Here is a 23091-nt window from a genome sequence, read left to right as displayed (position 1 = left end):
GAGGGCGCGATGATCCTGTGTTGCGGCGAGGCGCTGATCGACATGCTGCCGCGCGAAAGCACGCGCGGCGAGCCGGCCTTCGCCCCCTTCCCGGGCGGCGCGGTCTTCAACACCGCGCTGGCGCTTGGCCGGCTGGGCGTGAAGACCGGCTTCTTCTCGGGCCTCTCGACCGATCTCTTCGGGCAGATGCTGACCGACGCGCTCACCGCCTCGGGCGTCGAGACCGGGCTTTCGGCGCGTTCGGACCGGCCCATGACGCTCGCTTTCGTGACGCTCCATGACGGTCAGGCGCGCTATGCCTTCTATGACGAGGGCACGGCGGGGCGGATGCTGTCGCCCGCCGATCTGCCCGCCCTGCCCGCTGCCCTGCGGGCGCTGTTCTTCGGCGGCATCTCGCTCGCCGTCGAGCCCTGCGCCGCGGCCTATGAGGCGCTGATGATCCGCGCGGCCCCCGGGCATCTGACCATGCTCGACCCGAACATCCGCCCGGGCTTCATCCGCGACGAGACGGCCTATCGCGCCCGCATCGAGCGGATGATCGCCGCGGCCGACATCGTCAAGCTCTCGGACGAGGATCTGGACTGGCTCATGGGCCCCGGCGCGATCGAGCAGCGGGCCCGCGCGATCCTTGCCCGCGGCCCGAAGCTCGTCTTCATCACCGAAGGCGCACAGGGCGCCCATGGCTTCAGCGCGACCGGGGCGATCTTCGTGCCGGCGCACCGGGTTGCGGTCGTCGACACGGTCGGCGCCGGCGACACGTTCAACGCCGGCGTCCTTGCGGCACTCGACCGCGCCGGGCTCTTGTCGAAGCAGGCCGTCGCCGCGGCCGATGGCGCCGTGCTCGAGGCCTGTCTGCGCCTCGGCACCGCCGCCGCCGCCGTTACCGTCGCGCGCGCGGGCGCGAACCCACCCTGGAAGGAGGATCTGGAATGAGAGCGCTGATCCAGCGTGTGCGCCACGCCAAGGTCGAGGTCGAGGGCCGGAGCACCGGCGAGATCGGCCCGGGGCTTCTGATCCTCATCTGCGCGATGCAGGGCGACGGCGAGACCGAGGCCGAGAAACTGGCCGCGCGCGTCGCCAAGCTGCGAATCTTCCGCGACGAGGCCGACAAGATGAACCGCTCGGTCAGCGATATCGGCGGCGCCTGCCTGGTGGTCAGCCAGTTCACCCTCGCCGCCGACACCTCGCGCGGCAACCGGCCGGGATTTTCCACCGCCGCCCCGCCCGAGATCGGCAATCGGCTTTATGAACATTTCAGCGCCGCGCTGCGCGGTCTTGGCCTGCCGGTCGAAAACGGAGAATTCGGCGCCGACATGGCGGTGAGCCTGCTCAACGACGGCCCGGTGACGATCTGGATCGACACCGCCGACCGCGCCTGAACGGTTTTCCTTGACTTTCCGCGCTGCAGCGCCCATCTGGCGAGCATCCGCAACCGCTGCCGCGTGAGCAGCCGCGCATCCCCGGGCCACGCGCCCGGCCGGCGCAAGGGCGGAGACCCGGCCTCACAATCACGCGGGGGGCCAGCGGACAGACCTGTCCGCGCCCGCCCGCCCGCCGGACCTCGCGTCCGGCCAGACCGATTTTTCGCACCCATTGGTGCCAGGAAAGACAGACTTTTGGAAACCTTCGAAAACCTCGGCCTTGCGCCGATCCTGCTGCAAAACCTCGCCGGCCTCGGCCTGGTGAAACCGACGCCGATCCAGGAACAGGGCATTCCGCACATCGTGCGCGGCCGTGACCTGCTGGGTATCGCCCAGACCGGCACCGGCAAAACCGCGGCCTTCGGCCTGCCGATGCTGACCCGCATCATCGCCTATGGCAAGCGCCCGGCGCCGAAGACCGTGCGCGCCCTCGTGCTGGCGCCGACGCGCGAGCTGGCAACGCAGATCCACGACAACCTCTCGGCCTTCGGCGCGGGCGCGCCGGTGCGCATCCAGCGCGTCGTCGGTGGCGCCTCGATCAACGTGCAGTCGGAAAAGCTCGCCAAGGGCACCGACGTGCTGATCGCCACCCCCGGCCGGCTTCTCGACCTGCTCGAGCGCCGCGCGCTGGTGCTGTCGGAAACGAAATACCTCGTCCTCGACGAGGCCGACCAGATGCTCGACATTGGCTTCATCCACGCGCTGCGCCGCATCGCCCGGCTGATCCCCGCGGACCGGCAGACGATGCTGTTCTCGGCCACCATGCCGAAGCTGATGGAAGAGCTGGCGCAAAGCTATCTGCAGGACCCGGTGCGGGTCGAGGTCGCGCCGCCCGGCAAGGCCGCCGAGAAGATCGACCAGGGCGTGCACTTCACCACCCAGGGCGAGAAGGCCGCGCTGCTGGCCGAATATGTCGCCAAGCACCCGGGCGAGCTTGCGGTGGTGTTCAACCGCACCAAGCACGGCTCGGACAAGCTCGCGAAGCTGATGGACAACTGGGGCTTCTCGGTCGCCGCGATCCACGGCAACAAATCGCAGAACGCGCGCGAGCGGGCGCTGAGCGCCTTCCGCGCCGGCGAGGTGAAGCTGCTGATCGCGACCGATGTCGCCGCCCGCGGGCTCGACATCCCCGAGGTCGCGCATGTCTACAACTACGACCTGCCGAACGTGCCCGAGAACTATGTCCACCGCATCGGCCGCACCGCGCGCGCCGGCCGCAACGGCCGTGCCGTCGCCTTCTGCGGGCCGATGGAGATGGACGAGCTGCGCGCGATCGAGAAGGCCATGGGCGCGCGGATCCCGGTGATCGGCGGCGAGCCGCATACCCCGGTTGCCGCCGCAGCCCCCGCCCGCGCCGGCAAGAAGCCGCATCGCGGTCGTGGCCCGAAACCCGCGCAGGGCGGCGCACCGAAGGCGAACCCGGCCCGGGCGAACCCCGCGAAGGCCGCGGCCGGCGGCGCCGCCCGCCCGCGCCGGCGCGTTCCGGGGGGCAAGGGCGGCACCGCGGCCTGAGCCGCACCGCCCTCTCCGCAAGCTCCCGGACGGGACCGTGTCAGCGCACGGTCTCGTCCTCGAGATGCAGCTTCATCTCGATCAGCACCTTCTGCAGCGCCTGGGTCTCGGCCAGCAGCCGCCGCGCCTCGGTTGCGGTGATCTTCCCGTCCATGATCGAGGCGTGATATTCCGCCATCAGCATCGCGAAGCGCTGGCTCAGCACCACCACATCCGAACTCACCCCGCCTTCCGACAGGTTCCGCCGGCGCTCGTCGAAGGACAGCTCGAGACCGCCGAGCTCGGCCAGCGCCTGGGTCACATGCGGGAATTTCGCCACCGCCTCGATCCGGGCGACCACGTCGATCGGCATGAAACGGTCGCTATGGTCGGGATCGGTGGAATAATACCGCCCGAGCGTCGCCTTCGACTTGCCGCTGACCTGGGTCGCGGCCTCGATGCCGATGTCCTTCACCAGCGCCTCGGTGTGTTTTTTCAGATAGCTTTCAATCTTCTCGGTCATCACAATCGGGCCAGAACCGCCCATCCCTCTCTACGCTGAATGCCCGGGGGGAACCCCCGCTGGTGCTTTCCCCCTTACCCGGAGGGCGAGGATTTGTCACACCGAAAGCACCCGCCACGGCGGGCGTAAGAGTGCTGACATCGTGACGTCAGAAACGGTGAGAGACCCTCGCGACGGTGCGCAAGAGCGGACCGCGCGCGGGGGTCTTCGTCTTGCCCGGGCCCGTCCGGCGCGCTATGGGGCGGCATGGCCAAGCTCTACTTCCATTACTCGACGATGAACGCCGGCAAGAGCACGCTGCTGCTGCAGGCGTCCTACAACTACATCGAGCGCGGCATGCAGACCTTCCTCGTCACCGCCCGGCTCGACCGGCGCGCGGGCGAAGGCCGGATCGCAAGCCGCATCGGCATCGGCGCCGAGGCCGAGACCTTCACCCCCGAGACCGACATGGCGGCGCTGATCGCGGCGCGGATGGCCCGTGCCCCCTGCACCTGCGTCTTCGTCGACGAGGCGCAGTTCCTGACCCGGGATCAGGTCTGGCAGCTGGCCCGTGTGGTCGACGATCTCGCTGTGCCGGTGATGTGCTACGGGCTGCGCGTCGACTTCCGCGGCGAGCTCTTCCCCGGCTCGGCCGCCCTCCTCGCCCTTGCCGACGAGATGCGCGAGGTGCGCACGATCTGCCATTGCGGCAAGAAGGCGACGATGGTGATGCGCATCGGGCCCGACGGGCGCGCGCTGCGCGAGGGCGCACAAGTGCAGATCGGCGGCAACGAGACCTATGTCAGCCTGTGCCGCCGGCATTGGCGCGCGGCGATGGAGGAAGCGCCCGGCCCCACCGAAGAGTGAGTATTTGGACCAAGAAAAAGCCGGGAGGCGGTTTCTGGCCCCTGGCTTTTCCTGGTGCAAATACTCCCGCCGGAGGCATCCCCGCCCGCGGCCCGCGCGCCGGTCTCAGAACTTCTCGACGATCACCGAACCGACGGAATAGCCCGCCCCGAAGGAGCAGATCAGCCCCGTCTCGCCCGGCGCGAAATCGCCCGAGAAGCGGTCGAAGGCGATGATCGAGCCGGCCGAGGAGGTATTGGCGTATTCCTGCAAGATGTTCGGCTGCTCGCCCGGTTCAGGCTCGCGGCCAAGCACCTTGCGGCCGATGAAATCGTTCATCGTCTTGTTCGCCTGATGCAGCCAGAGCCGGCGCAGGGCGGTGGGCGCGAGCCCTTCCTCCGCCAGATGGCCGAGGATATGGGCACAGACCATCGGCAGCACTTCCTTGAAGACCTTGCGGCCCTCCTGCATGAACTGCATGTCGCGCCGGTCGGCGAGCCCGTCGGGCCGGGTGCGGCGCAGGAAGCCGTTGTTGTTGCGGATGTTGTTCGAGAATTCCGTGGCGCAGCGGCTCGAGCGGATCTCGAAGCCGCCGGCCTTCGCGTCCGCGCGCCGCTCGATCAGTGTTGCCGTGCAGACATCGCCGAAGATGAAGTGGCAGTCGCGGTCACGCCATTCGAGATGGCCCGAGGTGATCTCGGGGTTCACCACCAGCGCGCGCCGCACCGAGCCGGTGCGGATCATGTCGGCCGCGGCCTGAATGCCGAAGGTGGCCGAGGAACAGGCGACGTTCATGTCGAAGGCAAAGCCCGAGGCGCCCAGAAGCTTCTGGATCTCGATCGCCACCGCCGGATAGGCACGCTCCATGTTCGAGGCGGCGCAGATCACCAGATCGACCTCGCTCCCCTCGCGCCCGGCGGCGGCAAGGGCCCTGGCGCAGGCCTCGAGCGCGATCTCGGCCATGATCCCGGGTTCGTCGTCGCTGCGCTGACGCAGCTGCGGATACATCCGCGCGGGATCGAGAACGCCGGTCTTGTCCATCACATAACGGCTCTCGATGCCCGAGGCCTTGTGGATGAACTCGGACGAGGAATGGTCCTTGGCCGCAAGCGTGCCCGCCGCGATCTCGGCCGCGTGCTCGGCGTTGTAACGGTCGGCATAGGCGTTGAAGGCGGCGACCAGCTCGTCGTTGGTGATGGTCTCAGGCGGGGTGAAGACCCCGGTTCCGGTGATCGCAGGGGTGAACATCTGGTCCTCTCGAAAGTCGCGGCACAGTCTTTCGAACCGCGCCGGGGGTCAAGGGTCAGACCGCGTTCGGCGGCACCTTGCCGTCACGGAAGGCGGTCAGGTTGGCAAGCGCCATGAAGCCCATGGCATCGCGCACCTCAAGCGCCGCGGTGCCCAGATGCGGCAGCAGCGTCACGCAATCGAGCGCGCGCAGCGCCGCGGGCACGAAAGGCTCGCGCTCGAAGACATCAAGGCCCGCGCCGGCGATCTGGCCGGCCTCGAGCGCCGCGATCAGCGCCGCCTCGTCGACGATGTCGCCGCGGGCGATGTTGACGAGATGCGCGTGGGGCTGCATCCGCGCGAGTTCCGCCGCGCCGATCAGGTGATGCGTCTGCGGCGTCGCCGGCACCGCGATCACCACGAAATCAGAGATTGCCAGCAGCTCGTGAAGCGACACCTGCTGCGCCGGCAGCCCCGGATCGGCGACGGTCGAGCGGTTGTGGAACACCACCTCCATGCCGAAGCCGTAATGGCAGCGCCGCGCGATCGCGGTGCCGATCCGCCCGAGCCCGACGATGCCGACGCGCTTGCCGCTGACGTGATGGCCGAGGAACTGGGTGGGCGTCCAGCCGGTCCAGGCGCCCGAGCGCACGAAGCGCTCGCCTGCCCCGGCGCGGCGCGCACTCATCAGGAGCAGCGTCAGCGCGATGTCGGCGGTGGCGTCGGTGACGGCACCGGGGGTATTCGTCACGGTGATGCCATGCGCCTTCGCAGCCGCCGCGTCGATATGGTTGTAGCCCACGCCGAAATTCGCCACGATCTTCGCGCGCAGCGGACCGGCGAAGGCCGCACCGCGGACCTGATCGCCCAGCGTCACCAGCAGTGCGTCATAGCTGGCGAGCGCCTCGGCCGCCTCCGCCTCGGTCATCGGCGCGGCGCCGTTGCGGAAGGTCGCGTCGGGAAACTCCGCGCGCACCCGCGCCTCGACAGCCGGGGTGAGGGCACGGGTGACGAGCAGCTTCATCAGAAGAGCCTCCCGCCCACCGGCACGTCCTGACCGGGGCCGATCAGCACCACCTCGCCACTCGCGTCGGGCACGCCGAGCGTCAGCACCTCGGACATGAAGGGGCCGATCTGGCGCGGCGGGAAGTTCACCACCGCCATCACCTGCCGGCCGATCAGTTCCTCGGGCGTGTAATGTGTGGTGATCTGCGCCGAGGAGCGCTTGGTGCCGATCTCGGGGCCGAAGTCGATGGTCAGCTTGTAGGCGGGCTTGCGCGCCTGCGGGAAGGTCTCGGCGGCGGTGATCCGGCCGACACGGATGTCGACCTTGAGAAACTCGTCGAAACTGATCGTCACTTGCCAAGCTCCCGTCCGCGGTCGGCGGCGGCCTTGACCGCGCGTTTCAGAAGCGCCGGGAAGCCGGTCTCGGCATCCATCAGCACGGCGAGCGCGGCGGCGGTGGTGCCGCCGGGGCTCGTCACGTTGATGCGCAGCTGCGCCGGGCTTTCGGCCGCATCTTCGGCCAGCTGGCCGGCGCCGCCGACTGTGGCTTTCGCCAGCCGCAGCGACAGCTCGGGCGACAGCCCCTCGGCCTCGGCCGCGGCGGCGAGCGCCTCGATCAGGTGGAAGACATAGGCCGGGCCCGAACCCGAGACCGCCGTCACCGCGTCGATCTGGCTTTCGGCATCGAGCCGCACCACCTGACCGACCGCCGACAACAGCCCCTCGGCCATGTCGAGATCGGCAGCACTCGCCTGCGCATTACCGACGATCGCGGTGATGCCGCGGCCGATCGCGGCGGGCGTGTTCGGCATCGCGCGGACAAGCCGGGTGCCGGCGCCCAGAACCCCTTCGAAGGTGGCGATCGTGGTGCCCGCGGCGATCGAGACGAAGAGCGTGCGCCCGCCGCCCATGGCCGTCAGCTGCGGCAGCGCCGCCCCCATCATCTGCGGCTTGACCGCGACCAGCACCACCGCCGGCGCCTCGGGCAGCAGCCCGTTCACCGCCACGCCCGTGCCCATCAGCCAGTCGGACGGGTGCGGGTCGATCACATGCACCGCGCTCGGGCTCAGCCCGCCGCGCAGCCAGCCGGCGAGCAACGCCGAGCCCATCTTGCCGCAGCCCAGAAGAACCAGACCGCGCGCCTCAATCGTCGAAAAGTCCATCGCGTTTCCCCTTTGCGGCGGAAACTTTAGGCGCGGCCGTAAGCCTCTGCAATGGCGACCTTCAGCGCCGCCTCGGGGGTTTCGTCGCCCCAGCAGGCAAGCTGCATCGCCGGGTAGAACCGTTCCGAGACGCTGACTGCGGCGCCGATCATCCGGTCGATCTGCGCCGGGCCGGCGATCTGGCCGCCGGCAAGGACAAGGCCATAGCGCCAGACCATCAGCTTCTGCTCGCGCCAGAAGGTGAAGGCGCCGGTCCAGCATTGGTCGTTGATGCGGTTGAGCAGGTCGTAAAGCGCGCCCTCGCGCGCCGCCGGCGGGTCGATCTCGAAGGTGCTCAGCAGCCGCAGCACCTCGTCCTGCTCGGACCAGGCGAGGGTGAGCGAATAGCTGCGCCATTGCCCCTCGACCATCATCGCGATCTGGTCGTCGGCGATGCGGTCGAAATCCCACGCATGGGCCTCGGCCAGCGTTTCCACCACGTCGATCGGGTGGATGTCCTCGACGCCGAGATAGTCCTCGATCAGTGCCATGCCCATACCCCCACGCGTTTCGTGCAGACCCCGGGATGTTTCCCTAGGACTCGATCTATCCACAAGGATCGGCGTGGCAGCGCACGATCCCTACAAGATATCGTGCGGCCTGTTCCGCCCCCTGTAAAGCAATTTGTCGTGGATAAGTCGTCGTCCCGCCACGATATCTGGGGACAACCCCGGGGATGGGGCGGAAATGCAAAACCGGCACCGGGCAGGCCCGATGCCGGTCGAGGCCGGGGCGCCGCCCTCAGGCGGTGATCGAATAGCCGCCGTCGATGTCGTGCACGCCGCCGGTGAGGTTCTTCGCCTCGGCCGAGGCAAGGAAGGCCGCCATCGCGCCGACGTCGTCGATCGTGGTCAGCACATGGGTCGGGGCGCGCGCCGTCGCCTCGGCGAGCAGGCTGTCGAACTGGTCGATGCCCGAGGCAGCGCGGGTGGCCAGCGGCCCGGGCGAGAGCGCATGCACGCGGATGCCCTTCTCGCCGAGTTCCGCCGCGGCATAGCGCACCGTGCTTTCGAGCGCGGCCTTCACCGGCCCCATGATGTTGTAATGCTGCACGACGCGCGACGAGCCGAAGAACGACACCGACAGGCAGGTGCCGCCCCCGGGCATCAGCGGCTCGGCCAGACGGATCATCCGCAGGAAGGAATGCACCGAGATGTCCATCGCCTTGCCGAAGCCCTCGGCCGAGCAGTCGATGACGCGGCCATGCAGATCGGCCTTTGGCGCGAAGGCGATCGAGTGCAGGATCGTGTCGATCCTGCCCCAGCGGCTGCCGATCTCGGCATAGACCGCCTCCAGCTCGCCCGGCTCGGTGACGTCGAGCGGCATCATGATCTCGGCGCCGAGCGATTCGGCGAGCGGCCGGACATGCGGCTCGGCCTTGGCGTTGAGCCAGGTGATGGCAAGATCCGCGCCCTGCTCGCGGAAGGCCCGGGCACAGCCATAGGCGATGGAATGGTCGTTGGCGATGCCGACAACGAGAATCTTCTGTCCCTTGAGCGAGAACATGGCGCCTCCATGAGTTCAGCTGCGCCAAAGTCATAGCAGGATTCCGGCCGGCCCGCCCGAGCTTTTCTGCACCGCAGAGAGGTTCTTTCTGCGGTTGCGAAAGAGCGTGGCAAAAACTCCACGGCCGGGCGGCGGGGCCCTGCCCTGTCAGTCGGGAAAGATGCCCGGCGATGTCTCGGCGCCGTCGTCGAACCGCGCGAGGTAATCGACGATCACCGGCCGGTTCACCGCGAAGCCCTTGTAATTGGCCAGCTCGTCGGGCAGGTCGCGCAGCACCCGGTGCAGCCGGCGGCCCCATTTCGGCACCGTCACGAGATCCTCGAGCGCGCACAGATAGCAGCGGATCGGGAAGGCGATCGCGTTCGAGCGCGGCAGCCGCCACAGCGTCTGCAGCTCGACGCGCAGATATTGCTTGTCCCCCACCGTGGCCGGGGTGATCGTGCGCTTTTCCGGGCCCCATTTGTGATAGTTCTCAGGGCTCGTGTCGAGCCGCGGGTTCACCGTCATCGTCCAGTTCAGCCGCCGCGAGGGTGCGCCCTGCTGCAGGTTCAGAAGGAACTTCAGCGCGCGCTGGAACACGCCCATCTCATGCGCCTTCGGCACCGGCGCGTGCCACTCGAAGAAGTTCATGCCGATGTCGAAATCGAGCGACCAGTCGGCCTGGCTCGTCACCATGCCGGCATCCATCCAGAGGTTGCCGTCGCGCTGATCGAGGAGCGCATGATCGCCCTGGGTCTGGCGGGTGATGTATTCCATCGGCCCGCAGGGCAGCGTTGTCGCATCGAGGAAGGTGAAGCGCTGCTCGATCCCCAGCGGGCGGTTGATCCAGTGCCAGCGGTCGCCATCGCGGTTGAGCGTGAAAAGCTCGGGGTAATCCTCGGCCTTCGAGACCATCACGAGTTCGAGGAAATCCCAGCCGGCGAGCTCCATATGCGGCAGCGACTGGCAGCGCAGCGGGTCCTCGGCGAGGGTGATCGCGCGGTCGCGCATCTCGGCAACGTAGTGCTCGTCGACGTCGAAGCGCTTCTCGAAGGGCGATCCGGCCTTGCCGCCCGCGTGGGGTTCGAGGTTGACCGAATACATGTAGCTGTCCGCATCGAAGGGGAACGGAAAGCGCCGGATCCCCTCGGGCGAGTTGTGGAAGGTGTAGTCGTCGCGGAAGGTTTCGTCGTGGAACTGGATGGTCATCCGTGCCTCCTAGAGGTCGAGAACGAGGGTTTCGCCGGTGAAGCGCGAGACGCAGGGCATGATTTTCTTCTGGCTCGCGTGCTCGTCGTCGCTCAGCCAGTGGTCGTGGTGCTCGATCGTGCCGTGGCAGGCGCTCACCCCGGTCTCGCAGCGCCCGCAGGCGCCGCCGCGGCACATCCACTGCACCTCGACCTCGGCCTGTTCGAGCGCCTCGAGCAGGCTTTGATGCGCGCCGACGGTGACCACCTTGCCGGACTTCGCCAGCGTGACCGCGAAGGGCGCGCCAGGGGGCGGCGCCATGAAGACCTCCGAATGCAGCGCCGTCTTCGGCCAGCCAAGGCGCGCGCCGGTCTCGGCCACCGCCTCGATCAGCCCCTCGGGGCCGCAGCAATAGACATGGGTGCCGAGCGGCTGCAGGCCGAGAATGGCGCCCAGATCCATCCGGTTGCCCTCTTCCGAGATATGCACATGCACCTGCGGCGTGGCGGGCAGCAGCGCAAGCCCCGCCGCCTCGGCGCGCGAGCGCGCGGCATAATGCAGCTCGAAGGGCTGCTGCAGGCGGGCGAGCTGCTTGAGCTGCGCCAGAAACGGCGTGATGCCGATGCCGCCCGCGATCATCACATGTTTCCGCGCCCGCAGATCGAGCGAGAAGAGGTTCACCGGCGCGGAGAGGCGCATCAGATCGCCCTCCGCCACCTGCGTGTGCATGAACTTCGAGCCGCCGCGGCCGCCGTCTTCGCGGCGCACGGCGATCTCATAGCCGCTCCCGTCCATCGGATCGGAGATCAGCGAATAGGCGTTGCGGCGCAGCACGCCCGCATCGGGCATCTCCACCACGACATGCGCGCCGCCGGAGAAAAGCGGCAGCGTGGCGCCCTCGGGGTCCTCAAACCGGAACCGGGTGACGAGGGGGGAGAGTGTCTCGATCGCGCTCACGCGCAGCATGCGGCTGGTCATGGTTTGATCTCCTGCACTTCGGGCACGATGCCGGGGGTTTCGGCATCGACGCAGACGCCCTGAAAGGCGCCGAGGCGGCGCGAGAAATGGTCGCGCACATAAAGCGTCAGCCCGCAATGGCTGCACAGGAAGGGGTCGGTCGTGACATTCTCGGTCACGCCCTTGCAATGCACGCATTGCATCCGCCGCGCGACGGCGCCGCGATGCTCGGTCTGGATCGCTTCGGGCGGCAGGCCGGCGGCAAGCGCCTCGGCCATCGCCTGACCGATCATCCCTTCCGAGCCGGCCAGATAGAGCGTCGTGCCCATTCGGGCATCGGCCAGCGCCTTGCGATAGCGTTCGAGCGCGGCGGGGTAGCTTGGCGCCTCGCGATACATCTTCGCACCCAGTGCGGCGAGGCGCGGCCCGGCATCGGACCCGGCGGGAATGTAGATCAGATGCGCAAGATCCATCACCGAGGCATCGAGCGCGGCGAGGTCAAGGATCGCCCCGGCGCCCTGCCCCTCGGCGAGCATGATCGCCGGGGTGGCGCCCTGCGGGATGAGCCCGGGATAGACCGGGCGCGACAGGATCGAAGGGGAGAATTCGGTGCGCGGCATGGCATGGTTCCTGTTGGGTCTGGGCGGGGCGATCTGATGCCGCCCCTGCCCCGGTCAATCTCAGCCCTTGGCGGTGCGGCGCTTCTTCTCGATGTCGAAGAAGGGCATCGGCGAGGTGGTGGCGCCGATCGTGCCGGCCTCGGCGCTTGCGACGGTGAGGGGCATGCCCTCGACCGCGCACTCGACCGGCAGGCGGGCGATGGCGACGGTCCAGTCGTTCAGCGGCGAATACATCGCCTGCGTCACGACGCCGACCTTCACCCCGTCCTTCAGCACCGGCGCGCCGTTCTCGGGCGGCACCTTGCCCTCGAGCTTGAGGCCCCAGATCTTGAAGCGTTCCTTGCCCTTCAGACGGTAATGCTCTTCCGCGCCGCGGAAGCCGGTCTTGCCGGGCGAGACGGTGAAATCGAGACCCAGCTCCCACAGCGTGTCGCCGCAGGGCTCGTTCTCGAACGGATACATCTCGGAATTGTCGTAGGGGAAGAACAGCAGATAGCTTTCCGTCCGCAAGAGATCCAGCGTGGTGAAGCGGCAGGGGATGATGCCCATCGCCGCGCCCTCTTCGAGGATGCGGTCCCAGATCATCGGCGCATCCTGGCCCCGCACGAAAAGCTCGTATCCGCGCTCGCCGGTATAGCCGGTGCGCGCGATCAGCGCCGGCACGCCGAAAAGCGAGGTCGGCATATGGCTGAAATAATTCAGGCTGCGGATGCCCGGCACGTATTTCTCGAGGAAATCGACGGCGAGCGGGCCTTGCAGCGACAGGTCATGCAGATTGTCGTCAAAGCGGATCGAGACGTCGCGGCCGGTCGCGGCCATGGTCAGCTGCTCGAAGCCCTGGCCCGAGCCATGCACCACCATGAAGGCGTTCGGCGCGGTGCGGTAGATCACGCAGTCATCGACGAACTTGCCCGCATCGTTGAGCATGCAGGCATAAACGGCGCGGCCCGGCATCAGCTTTTCGACGTTGCGCGTGGTGGCGCGGTCGATCACATGGCTGGCCGCCGGCCCGGTGATATGGACCTTCTTCAGCCCCGAGACATCCATCAGCCCGGCCTTCGTGCGGATCGCCATGTATTCGGTGAGCGGATCGCCGTCATAGGACCAGGCGGTGCCCATGCCGCTCCAGTCTTCCAGCGCCGAGCCCAGCGCGCGGTGCCGGTCGGCCAGCGTCGAAAATCTCCAAGATGCGGTCATTCCCTGTCTCCCTGAGGGTTCGTCAGTCGTTGAAGGGCCCCGCCGCGAGTGCCGCGGCAGGGGATTGCATGGCTCAGGCCGGCAGCTGGAAGAACCAGTTCGCCCAGAGCACCACCGCCACGCCCGCGATCAGCGCGAGATAGGGCCAGATGCCGGCGCGACGCGGCCCGAGATCGCCGTGATCGGTGAGGCCGAGGTCTTCCATCGCCTCGCGCGGGAAGTGGCCCTTGTCCTGCACGTAATGGCGGAAGGCGAAGACCGGCAGGATCAGCGCGGCGAAGATCACCCCAGACCAGAGCGCGTTCGAATAGCCCCAGACCTTGGCACCGGCGCCGAGGAAGAGCGCATTGACGAAGGCGAGCAGCGTGTTGAACCCGATCAGCACCGTCGGCGCCTTCCACGGCCGCGGCAGATGGGGGCTGTCGATGCGGTGGATCCAGCCGGCGTTCAGGTTCAGGAAGTTGAACATGATGTAGCCGACATTCGAGATCGCGAGGACGTAGAAGTAGCCCGTCGCGTCCGAGGCGAGCGCCAGCAGGAAGACGTTGAAGACGAGATCCGTCCACATCGCCCCGGTCGGCGCGCCGTGATCGTTCACATGCGTCAGATATTTCGGCAGCCAGCCGTCCCGGGCGCCCTGATAGAGCGTGCGCGACGAGCCCGCCATCGCGGTCATGATCGCCAAGAAGAGCGCCATGATCATCAGGATCACGAAGAGATGCGCGACCAGCGGCCCCGCGCCGACCATCTGGCCAAGCACTTCGCCGACGCCCGTGCCGTCGATGATCCCGGGAGCGAGCATGCCCTCCTGCCCCAGCACGCCCTGGAAGGCGAAGGGGATGATGAAGAAGAAGACGACGCAGAGAAGGCCCGAGAAGAAGATCGCGCGGAACGTGTCGCGATGGGGATTCTTGAACTCGGCGGTATAGCACACCGCCGTCTCGAACCCGTAGGTCGACCAGGCCGCGATATAGAGCGCGCCGAGGATCAGCGTCCAGCCGCCCACCGACCAGCTGCCATCGGTGCCGGAATAGGCGGCGGTCGGCGGCACGATCGAGGTGACGTTCATCCAGTCGATGGCGCCGGTCAGGATCGGCACCAGTCCCGCCAGAAGCAGCGGGATCAGCACGACCACCGCCATGATCTTTTGCGATTTCGCCGTCGAGGCGATGCCGCGGTGCTGGATCGCGAAGATCATCAGCATCAGCACCACGCCGATCACGAAGGTCGAGTTGAAATGCAGCGTGCCAAGCCCCGGAACCGGAATGCCGAAGGCTTCCCAGACGCGGAAGGCGGGCGTCAGCGCGGCGATGCCATCGGCCGAGGCGACGGCCTGGATCGCGGCCTCGGGTGCCACGCCCGGGTTGGCGGCGATGTAGTCGATGACCGCCTGCGTCGAGGCGCTGTATTGCGACAGATGCGCCGCGACCCAGTCGATCACCGGCTGGCTTTCCGCGAGCGGGATCGGGAAGAGCGCGTTCAGGATGTAGCCCGCCGCGATCGCGCAGCCGAGCGACAGCACCGGCGACCAGGCGAACCAATTGCACCACACCGAAAGCGGCGCGATCAGTTTCGAATAGCGCAGCCAGGCGGTCGCGCCATAGACCGAGGCACCGCCCGACTTGTTGCCGAACATGCCGGCCATCTCGGCATAGGTGAAGCTTTGCAGAAAGCCCATCACCATCGAGACCATCCAGACGACGAAGGCGGCCTTGCCCGCGACGCCGGCGATGCCGCCGATCGAGAAGAGCACGAGCGGCGGCACACCGGCCGCGACCCAGAAGGCGCCTTTCCAGTCAAGGGCACGCTTGAGCGTCCCCGCGGAGGGTGTTCCCTCCGCCCCGCGCGCCATCGGCGCTGCGGAAGCCATGTTCTGTTCCACGTCCAAACTCCCTGTTGAGTGGAAGGGGGCTGTTTTCGCCCCGTTTTCTTGCCTCCCCACCCGGTTTCCCGGGGCCTTCGGCCGGGTCTCCCCACCCGGCCCGCCACCCCCTCACGAGCGCGGACGTTCCTTTTTCGGGTCGTAATGCGGGAAGGGCGCGACGCGCGCCGCGATCCGCTTCAGATGGCCGTCGAGCTTGCCGACCTCGACCGCTGTGCCGGGCTCGGCATGCGCCACGTCGAGGCGGGCGAGCGCGATCCACTGATTGGTGCGCGGGCTGTGCATCGCCGAGCAGACCTCGCCCACCTGCGCCCGCCCGATCCGCAGGCAATCGCCGTGAAAGACCGGGTCCTGGCCCTCGATCTCGAGGCCGACGAATTTGCGCGCGGGCGTTTCCTTGCGCCGGATCAGCGCCTCGCGCCCGACGAAATCGGCGGTTTTCGATTTCAAGGGCACGGTGAAGCCGATGCCGGCCTCGAACGGGTCGGTCTGATCGGAAAAGTCGTAGCCCGCAAAGACGAGCCCCGCCTCGATCCGGCACAGGTCGAGCCCGGCAAGCCCCATCGGCTTGATGCCGTATTTGGCGCCGGCACCGAAGACCGCCTCGAACACCGCCTTGCCGTCCTTCGGATGACAGAAGATCTCGTAGCCAAGCTCGCCGGTATAGCCGGTGCGCGAGACGACGACCGGCACACCCTCGGGCCCGCCGATGCGGCCCACGGTGAAGCGGAACCAGCCGAGATCGGCCAAGGCGGGCTGATGCGGCGCGGTCCAGATGATCTCGCACATCAGCGCGCGCGAGCGCGGCCCCTGCACCGCGAGATTGTGCATCTGATCGGTCGAAGAGCGGATCATCACGTTGAGGCCCAGCCGCGCCGCCTCCTCGCGCATCCACACCCCGCCCTCGTCCGAGCCGCCGATCCAGCGGAAGTTCTGCGCCCCCAGACGGAACAGCGTGCCGTCGTCGATCATGCCGCCATGCGGATAGCACATCGCCGAATAGACGACCTGACCATGGCCGAGCTTCGTCACATCGCGGGTGAGCACCCAGTTCAGCAGCGCCTCGGCATCGGGGCCGGTCACCTCGAACTTGCGCAGCGCGGACAGATCCATCGCGACCACGCCCTCGCGCGCGGCCCAGTAGCTCTCGACCGCATCGCATTCGGGGAAGGCATTCGGCAGCCAGAAGCCGCGATAGTCGACGAAATCGCGGGTCAGCGCGGCGAAATTGTCGTGGAAGGCGCTTTCACGCGTCATGATCGGCTCCGCGTCGGGGGTGGCGCGCCAGGCCGAAGCGCGCGAGAACCGCTCGCCCGCGCCATAGCTGCGCACATGGATGTCAGTGAGATCCCAGCCATTGGCCGAGGAAGTGTCGTCCGGGCAGGCCGAGGAAACGCAGACGAGATCGGTGAGCGCGCGCATCAGCACGTAATCCCCGGGCCGCGACCAGGGCTCGTCGGCGACGAGCACGCCATGTGCGTCAATCCCGGTGTTGAAGAAGAAATTCGCCGCCATCCAGCCCGCGCGGGCGGGAACGCCATGGCCAGCGAGCGCGGTGTTGAAATTGTCCGAGCAGTTCGCGTGCCCCGGATAGCCGATGTCGTCGTAATATTTCGACGAACAGGCCATAGCGAAGGCGTCATGGCGCCCGCAGGTGTCCTGGATCACCTCGACGAGCGGGGTGAAATCCTGATCGTAGTATTTCGCGTGCAGCCCCGGGGTCGGATAGGCATGCCCCATCAGCGTGCGGGTGGTGGTGACATCGAGCGGGTTGATGATGCCGCGGTCGAGCTTGCGCGCGTCAAAGCACTGGAAATCGGTGCATTGGCGGCCGTCGACGTCGAGGATCTGGAGGAATTCGCCGGCCTTCACCACATAGGCCTCGGCGGTCGCCGATTTCACCCGCAGATCAAGGAGCGGATCGGCGAGCGGATCGGGCAGCGCGAAGCGGCCGGCAGCGCGCGGCGTGGCGCGGGTGATCTTCACCGTCAGCGGGGTTGCCGTGTCCTGACGCTCGAAATCCATCGCCGGGCCGGGGGCGGCGGCAAGCGCAAAGCCCTCCCCCTGCGCGATGAAGCCCACGGCCTCGCCCGCCCGCGCACCGGCGCCGAACAGCCCGATGGCGCGGGCAAGGCTCAGGTCGATGCCCCGGCGCACAAGCGCGCGGCGCAGCCGGGCAAGCGAGGGCTCGCCCGAGGCGAGCAGGTCGCGCAGCCCGTCCGCCGCGCAATCGCCCGCCCAGCCCAGCAGGCCGCAATCGACCCGCCCGTCGGGATGCGCAGCCAGCAGCTCGCAGCGCTGCCCGCCCTCGTCGTTGATCACCTCGAGCCGGTCGCCCGCCCGGATCTCGAGCACGAGCGCGCCACGGCCGGGCACGGTGTGCCGTTCCTCGGCCGGGCCGGTCCGAAAGGCCTGCGGCCGGCGCGCACGCGAGGGCGCGGGCGGGCCGGGGCGGAAGAGCGTGTCGGCGGGCAGAAGCACCATGGTCTGTCCTTGTCGTCAGGAAAAGGAGGCGGGAGGCCCGAAGCCCCCGCCCAGGGGGACACAACTCAGTTCGCGAGATAGGCTTCCATCGAATCGTCGAGCGCATCTTTCCACGGCGTGTGGTGGGTGGGCGCCATCGTGCCGGTGATCACCGACCTGTAAGCATGGTTGCGGAAGGTCATGATGTTGTCGGCCTTGTGGTGCTTCCACTCGAAGAAGGCCTCGCAGGCACCGTCGACGTCGAAGCTCGGATAATCCGTCTCGGCGATCAGTTCCTTGACGTAGTCGCCCTGGTATTTGATCGCATATTTGACATCGTCCGAGACCTCCTCGCGCTCTTCGCGCTCGGCCACATCGGCGATCAGCGCCTGCTTGTCGGCGGGCACCGCGATCCGGCCCAGGATGATGTCGCGCACATACCAGGCCTGGGCGTCGAACATGTTGAAGGTGAACCACTGGTCCTGCATGCCGAGGTAGAACATCTTCGGATTGTTGACGTAGACGACGCCCTTGTAGAGATCGGCGGTGGCAAGCCGGTTCGCCGTCTTCAGCCGCAGGCTGTCGGGCAGGAACGGGAAATAGTGCCGGTAGCCGGTGCACAGGATGATCGCATCGACATGCTTCGACGAGCCGTCCCTGAAGAAGGCGGTCTTGCCCTCGACCCGGACAAGGCCCTGCTTCTCTTCCCAGTTCGCCGGCCATTTGAAGCCCATCGGCGCGCTGCGGTAGCACGAGGTGACGCTCTTCGCGCCGTATTTCCAGCATTGCGAGCCGATGTCCTCGGCCGAGTAGGAGGAGCCGACGACAAGCACGTCCTGCCCTTCGAATTCGCGTGCATCGCGGAAGTCATGGGCATGCACGATGCGGCCGTAGAACTGGTCGAACCCGGGATATTCCGGCACGTTCGGCGAGGAGAAATGCCCCGAAGCGACGATCACATGGTCGAAGCGCTCCTTGTAGACATGGTCGCGCTCCATGTCGTGCACGGTGACGGTGAAATCCCCGGCCTCCTCGTCGAACTCGATCCAGCGCACGACCGAGTTGAAGCGGATCCAGCCGCGCACGCCGGCCTTGTTCACCCGGCCCTCGATATAGTCGACCATCACGGCGCGCGGCGGGTAGGAGGCGATCTGCTTGCCGAAATGTTCCTCGAAGGAATAGTCGGCGAATTCGAGCCCCTCCTTCGGACCATTGGTCCAGAGGTAGCGATACATCGAGCCGTGGATCGGCTCGCCGTTCTTGTCGGTGCCGGTGCGCCAGCTGTAGTTCCACAACCCCCCCAGGTCTCCTGCTTCTCGAAGCAGACGATCTCGGGGATCTCGGCCCCCTTCTGCGCGGCGGATTGGAAGGCCCGGAGCTGGGCAAGGCCCGAGGGTCCGGCGCCGATGATGGCAACGCGTTTGGTCATGTCAGTCTCCCTGTTCGATCCGGTATGGACCAGATTTCAAAACTGGTTCCTTCGGCATGGACCAATGAGGCGGGCAAAAATCTTTTGGGTCAACAATTTTTCCTGTGTGGAATATTGCTTCACCGTATTTTTCCGCATTCCAGCCTGCCGAAAAAGGGCTATAGATCAAATTATGAGCAGCCCGACACTCGCGCAGCGCCTTCTGGTAACTGGTTCCCTGCCCCGACTCGGGGTGAAGACCCGCGCGCCGGTGCGGATCGGTTTCCTCACGCCGCTCTCGGGCCCCGAGGAATCCTGGGGCCGGCCGGGGCTCGACGGCTGCCGGCTCTGGGCCGAGGGGCTGAATGCGCGCGGCGGGCTGATGGTGGGCGGGCGCCGGCACCCGATCGAGATCGTGGCACGCGACAGCGCGACCGGCGCCGCCGCCACCCGCGCCGCCGCGCATGAGCTTGTCGAACGGCTCGACTGCCGGCTGATCCTGACCCTTGGCGGCGACAGCTTCGCCCCCGCCCTGCCCTGGCTGATGAAGGCGCGGACGCTGGTGGCGACGCTGCTGCCCTCCGACCTCTCGCCCGACACCCCCTATCTGATCGCGCCTGCCGAGGTGCATCCCCTCTTCAACGTGACCGGGGTCGAGTGGCTGGCGAAGAACCGCCCCGCGGCACGCCGCGTCGCCCTGTGCAGCCAGACCGACAGCCTCGGCCTGCCCTCGCTCGCTGTCTATCGCGCCGCCTTCGAGGCCGCGGGCCACGCCCGGGTGAAGGAGCTGCACTATGCGCCGGCCGAGACCGACGCCGCGGGCATCGTGCGCGCGATGCTGGCCGAAGAGCCCGACGTGCTGTGCTGGTGCTCATCGGCGCCGCCGATGATCCATGCCCTGACCGAGGCGGCCCACGCCCAGGGCTTCACCGGCGAGATCCTCGCCTGCACCGCCGACGACTATCCGCGGATGATCGCGCGCACCTCGGCCGCCTTCATGGCACGCTATACCTTCCAGTTCCCGGATTTCGACGACCCGGCACTGGCCGACACCGCCTTCTTCTTCCACCGCCCCGAGGCCTTCTTCGCCGCCTATGACGCGCGCTTTCCGGGCAGCTGGTCGGCGGTGAGCTGGGAATATGCCTCGATCCTCGATCTGTGGCACGCCGCCGTCGAAAGCGCCGAGACGACCGCCCCGGTCTCGGTGCTCGCCGCGATGAAGCGCTCGCAGATCATGCCGCACGCCTTCGGCCCGGCGCGCTGGTGGGGGGCCGAGATCTTCGGCATCGACAATGCGCTGGTGGGCGACTGGCCGGTGGTGCGGATCGCGGGCGGGCGCGCGAAGATCGTCGAATTCGGTTCGGTTCTGGGCTGGCTCGAGGCGCATGGGCCCCGTCTCACGCATCACCTTGGCGCGCTCGGCCAGCTCTGGCACCAGCGCCTGCGCCCGGCGCCGCGGCGCCGGCAGATCAGTCTTCCTGCATCAGCAGCTTCTGATCCTCGATCAGCGTGAGCTTCATGAACTCGCTCGCCGCCTCGATGTCGCGCGCGGCGATGGCGTTGAACAGCGCATTGTAGCCGCGCTGATAGGAGGCGATGCGATTGGGCGTCAGATGCCGGCGATACATCGCGCCGCGAAAGCTCTGCCGGCGCGCGTCGATCACCAGGTTGTAGCAGGCGATCAGCAGCGGGTTGCCGGTGCCCGCCGCGATCTGGCGGTGGAATTCTTCCTCGAGCCGCACGAAGGCGCCGGCATCGGCCTGCACCGCCTCCATCTGCGACAGCGTCTCGCCAAGCGCCTCGATCGCGCGCGGCGGCATGTTGATGATCGCAAGCCGCACCATCTCGGGCTCGAAGATCCCGCGCACCACCTGCAGCTGCAAGGGCCCGGTCTCGGCCGCGACGGTCGAGACCGCCGCCTGCGTGCCCGAGGGGTCCCAGGTGACGAAAGACCCCGACCCTGCCCGGCGCCGGATCATGCCGCGCTCCTCGAGCTGATCGAGCGCCTCGCGCACGGTGTTGCGCGCCACCCCCAGATCCTGCGCCAGCGCCCGTTCGGACGGCAGACGTTCATCGACCCCGTATTCTCCCGAAACGATCCGCGTCGTCAGCGTGTCGATGACATATTGCACCGTCGCCCCGACGACAGGCTCGCTTTGCGGCGCGGAAAGAAGACGTCCGGAAGAAGGCGGCACTTGCAAATTCCCTTGAACAGTCCCGCACGGGACGGTCAAAGAATAGCCGCTTTGCCCAAGGAAAATCCAGACGCGAAACGCGCCCCGCAACTCTCCCGCAACACCTCCCCGCTTCCAATTGCTTCAAATATCCCGGGGGTGAGCGCCGAAGGCGCGGGGGGGGGGGGGCCCCCCCCCCCGCCCCGGCCGCCCCCTCGCCCGGCGGAGAAAGGGGGCGCTGCCCCCTCTGGCCTGCGGCCATTCACCCCCGGGATATTTGGGGCAATTGGAAGCGAAAGGCTGGGCTTGCGGCAGATCCGGCGTTCGCCCGAAACACCCGGCCCTGCGCTTGCGCTCCGGGCGTTCGCCGCTTTGAACGTTCCACCGGAGCGTTCAATCCCGGCGCAGCGCGCCGGGACCGCGGCTCACCCCATCCGTTCCGAGGCGTAGGAGCCGGGGCTGGCCGGGAACACCACGGTCTTGTTGCCATTGAGGAACACGCGGCGATGGATATGGGCGTGGATCGCCCGCGCCAGCACCTGGCTTTCGACATCGCGGCCGAGCGAGACATAGTCATCGGCCGATTGCGCATGGGTGACGCGGATCGTGTCCTGCTCGATGATCGGGCCCTCGTCGAGGTCGGCGGTCACGTAATGCGAGGTCGCCCCGATCAGCTTCACGCCGCGCTCATAGGCCTGCTTGTAGGGGTTGGCGCCCTTGAAGCTCGGCAGGAACGAGTGGTGGATGTTGATGATCCGCCCCGACATCTCCTTGCACATCTGGTCCGACAGGATCTGCATGTAGCGCGCCAGAACGATCAGCTCAGCGCCGCTCTCATGCACGACGCGCATCTGCTCGGCCTCGGCCGCCGCCTTGTTCTCCTTCGTCACCTTGATGCAGTGGAACGGGATGTCGTGGTTCACCACCACCTTCTGATAGTCCATGTGGTTCGAGATCACCGCCACGATGTCGATCGGCAGCGCGCCGATGCGCCAGCGGTAGAGCAGGTCGTTCAGGCAATGGCCAAAGCGGCTGACCATGATGATGACCTTCATCTTCTCGGCCTCGTCATGGAATTTCGCCACCATGCCGAAGGCCTTGGCGGTCGGGCCAAAGCCGGTCTCGAGCGCGCCGAGGTCAAGCCCCGCCTCGGAGACGAAGCTCACCCGCATGAAGAACTTGCCGGTCTGGATATCGTCGAACTGCGAGCTGTCGGTGATGTTGCAGCCGTTCTCGGCGAGATAGGTCGCGATCGCGGCGACGATGCCGCGGGTCGTGGGGCAGGCCACGGTCAGGCAGTATTTGGTCATGTCGGTCTCCCGTCGGTTTGTCTGTTGGGTCGGCCGGTGGCCGGTTGCGCGCCGGGGCGCGGGAAAGGAGCTCAGGCGGTGAGCCCCTCGGGTTCGGGCAGGCCGTTGGCACGGCAGCAGGCGGTCAGCGTATTGGCGAGCAGACAGGCGATGGTCATCGGCCCGACGCCGCCCGGCACCGGGGTGATCGCCCCCGCGACCTGCGACGCAGAGGCGAAATCGACATCGCCCACCAGCTTCGTCTTGCCGTCGCGCTCGATGCGGTTGATGCCGACGTCGATCACCGTGGCGCCCGGCTTCACCCAAGCGCCCGGGATCATCTCGGGCCGGCCCACGGCGGCGACGAGAATGTCGGCGCGGCGGCAGACCGCGCCCAGATCCTGCGTGCGCGAATGCGCGATCGTCACCGTGCAGCTGTCGCCCAGAAGCAGCTGCGCCATCGGCTTGCCGACGATGTTCGAGCGGCCGACGACCACGGCATCGAGGCCGCTGAGGCTGCCCAGATGGTCGCGCAGCATCATCAGGCAGCCGAGCGGCGTGCAGGGCACCATCGCCTTCTGCCCGGTGCCCAGAAGCCCCACATTCGAGATGTGAAAGCCGTCGACGTCCTTCGCGGGGTCGATGGCGTTGATCACCAGATCGCTGTTCAGATGCCCCGGCAGCGGCAGCTGCACGAGGATGCCGTGCACCGCCGGATCGGCGTTGAGCTGAGC

General features: G+C 67.5%; 21 protein-coding genes and 1 pseudogene. 5 read left to right on the top strand and 17 right to left on the bottom strand.

Annotation, left to right across the window (positions count from 1 at the left end; all coding sequences use genetic code 11):
• The first annotated feature begins 9 nt into the window (after window positions 1-9).
• From EOW66_RS03195 to EOW66_RS03185, 3 genes are all read left to right on the top strand, one after another.
• Complete coding sequence (locus tag EOW66_RS03195) at window positions 10-933, top strand: carbohydrate kinase family protein (RefSeq protein WP_128154810.1); 924 nt, start codon at window positions 10-12, stop codon at window positions 931-933.
• Entirely contained in the window at window positions 930-1379 is a 450-nt protein-coding gene (gene dtd, locus EOW66_RS03190; protein WP_128154808.1) for a D-aminoacyl-tRNA deacylase, read from the top strand. Before EOW66_RS03195 ends, dtd begins: the two co-directional genes overlap by 4 nt.
• A 237-nt stretch (window positions 1380-1616) precedes the next feature.
• Window positions 1617-2933 (top strand): DEAD/DEAH box helicase, encoded by a 1317-nt coding sequence (locus tag EOW66_RS03185; RefSeq protein ID WP_128154807.1) that lies wholly within the window; start codon window positions 1617-1619, stop codon window positions 2931-2933.
• A 40-nt stretch (window positions 2934-2973) separates the two neighbouring features.
• On the opposite strand, the gene EOW66_RS03180 is transcribed toward EOW66_RS03185, so the two are convergent.
• Entirely contained in the window at window positions 2974-3435 is a 462-nt protein-coding gene (locus tag EOW66_RS03180) for a hypothetical protein (RefSeq protein WP_113900121.1), read from the bottom strand.
• Between the two features lie 246 nt (window positions 3436-3681).
• Between EOW66_RS03180 and EOW66_RS03175 the strand changes: the two genes are divergently transcribed.
• Window positions 3682-4281, top strand: a complete 600-nt coding sequence (locus EOW66_RS03175; protein ID WP_128154805.1) for a thymidine kinase — start codon at window positions 3682-3684, stop codon at window positions 4279-4281.
• A gap of 105 nt (window positions 4282-4386) precedes the next feature.
• On the opposite strand, the gene EOW66_RS03170 is transcribed toward EOW66_RS03175, so the two are convergent.
• The 13 genes and pseudogenes from EOW66_RS03170 to EOW66_RS03110 form a co-directional block, all read right to left on the bottom strand.
• Window positions 4387-5508: a beta-ketoacyl-ACP synthase III gene (locus tag EOW66_RS03170; protein ID WP_128154804.1), complete on the bottom strand. Its 1122-nt coding sequence runs from the start codon at window positions 5506-5508 to the stop codon at window positions 4387-4389.
• A 55-nt stretch (window positions 5509-5563) separates the two neighbouring features.
• Window positions 5564-6511, bottom strand: coding sequence for a 2-hydroxyacid dehydrogenase (locus EOW66_RS03165; protein ID WP_128154802.1), 948 nt, complete (start codon window positions 6509-6511; stop codon window positions 5564-5566).
• Window positions 6511-6846, bottom strand: a complete 336-nt coding sequence (locus tag EOW66_RS03160; RefSeq protein ID WP_128154801.1) for a tRNA-binding protein — start codon at window positions 6844-6846, stop codon at window positions 6511-6513. Before EOW66_RS03160 ends, EOW66_RS03165 begins: the two co-directional genes overlap by 1 nt.
• Complete coding sequence (gene proC / locus EOW66_RS03155) at window positions 6843-7655, bottom strand: pyrroline-5-carboxylate reductase (protein WP_128154799.1); 813 nt, start codon at window positions 7653-7655, stop codon at window positions 6843-6845. Before proC ends, EOW66_RS03160 begins: the two co-directional genes overlap by 4 nt.
• A gap of 26 nt (window positions 7656-7681) precedes the next feature.
• Window positions 7682-8185, bottom strand: coding sequence for a type III secretion system chaperone family protein (locus EOW66_RS03150; protein ID WP_128154797.1), 504 nt, complete (start codon window positions 8183-8185; stop codon window positions 7682-7684).
• A gap of 250 nt (window positions 8186-8435) precedes the next feature.
• Window positions 8436-9200: an enoyl-ACP reductase FabI gene (fabI, locus tag EOW66_RS03145; RefSeq protein ID WP_128154796.1), complete on the bottom strand. Its 765-nt coding sequence runs from the start codon at window positions 9198-9200 to the stop codon at window positions 8436-8438.
• 147 nt (window positions 9201-9347) lie between these two features.
• Window positions 9348-10388: a heme-dependent oxidative N-demethylase family protein gene (locus EOW66_RS03140; RefSeq protein ID WP_128154794.1), complete on the bottom strand. Its 1041-nt coding sequence runs from the start codon at window positions 10386-10388 to the stop codon at window positions 9348-9350.
• A gap of 9 nt (window positions 10389-10397) precedes the next feature.
• Entirely contained in the window at window positions 10398-11345 is a 948-nt protein-coding gene (locus EOW66_RS03135) for a PDR/VanB family oxidoreductase (RefSeq protein ID WP_128154793.1), read from the bottom strand.
• On the bottom strand, window positions 11342-11944 hold the full coding sequence (locus tag EOW66_RS03130; protein ID WP_128154791.1) for a dimethylamine monooxygenase subunit DmmA family protein: 603 nt from the start codon (window positions 11942-11944) through the stop codon (window positions 11342-11344). The genes EOW66_RS03135 and EOW66_RS03130 overlap by 4 nt, the downstream gene beginning before the upstream one ends.
• A gap of 60 nt (window positions 11945-12004) precedes the next feature.
• The gene (locus EOW66_RS03125) at window positions 12005-13141 is read right to left on the bottom strand and encodes an aminomethyltransferase family protein (RefSeq protein ID WP_128154790.1); all 1137 of its coding nucleotides are present in this window, start codon (window positions 13139-13141) and stop codon (window positions 12005-12007) included.
• A gap of 73 nt (window positions 13142-13214) precedes the next feature.
• Entirely contained in the window at window positions 13215-15011 is a 1797-nt protein-coding gene (locus tag EOW66_RS03120; RefSeq protein WP_206363664.1) for an APC family permease, read from the bottom strand.
• Window positions 15012-15134: 123 nt separating this feature from the next.
• On the bottom strand, window positions 15135-17507 hold the full coding sequence (locus EOW66_RS03115; protein WP_128154788.1) for a DUF1989 domain-containing protein: 2373 nt from the start codon (window positions 17505-17507) through the stop codon (window positions 15135-15137).
• 65 nt (window positions 17508-17572) lie between these two features.
• Window positions 17573-18915, bottom strand: a pseudogene (locus tag EOW66_RS03110) (NAD(P)-binding domain-containing protein).
• Window positions 18916-19087: 172 nt separating this feature from the next.
• Between EOW66_RS03110 and EOW66_RS03105 the strand changes: the two are divergent.
• Complete coding sequence (locus EOW66_RS03105) at window positions 19088-20407, top strand: ABC transporter substrate-binding protein (protein ID WP_128154787.1); 1320 nt, start codon at window positions 19088-19090, stop codon at window positions 20405-20407.
• Here EOW66_RS03105 and EOW66_RS03100 read toward each other — a convergent pair.
• The 3 genes from EOW66_RS03100 to EOW66_RS03090 form a co-directional block, all read right to left on the bottom strand.
• Window positions 20364-21089, bottom strand: coding sequence for a FadR/GntR family transcriptional regulator (locus EOW66_RS03100; protein ID WP_113900136.1), 726 nt, complete (start codon window positions 21087-21089; stop codon window positions 20364-20366). The genes EOW66_RS03105 and EOW66_RS03100 overlap by 44 nt on opposite strands.
• A 404-nt stretch (window positions 21090-21493) precedes the next feature.
• Complete coding sequence (gene purU, locus EOW66_RS03095; protein WP_128154785.1) at window positions 21494-22378, bottom strand: formyltetrahydrofolate deformylase; 885 nt, start codon at window positions 22376-22378, stop codon at window positions 21494-21496.
• 71 nt (window positions 22379-22449) lie between these two features.
• Window positions 22450-23091: tetrahydrofolate dehydrogenase/cyclohydrolase catalytic domain-containing protein (locus EOW66_RS03090; protein WP_128154784.1), on the bottom strand; the 642-nt coding region annotated here is incomplete at its 5' end.

It is taken from the genome of Paenirhodobacter huangdaonensis (assembly GCF_004022465.1).
GTDB classification, from domain to species: domain Bacteria; phylum Pseudomonadota; class Alphaproteobacteria; order Rhodobacterales; family Rhodobacteraceae; genus Rhodobacter; species Rhodobacter huangdaonensis.
Note: the sequence above shows the minus strand (reverse complement) of the source record. Positions and strands in the feature narration are given on the sequence as shown.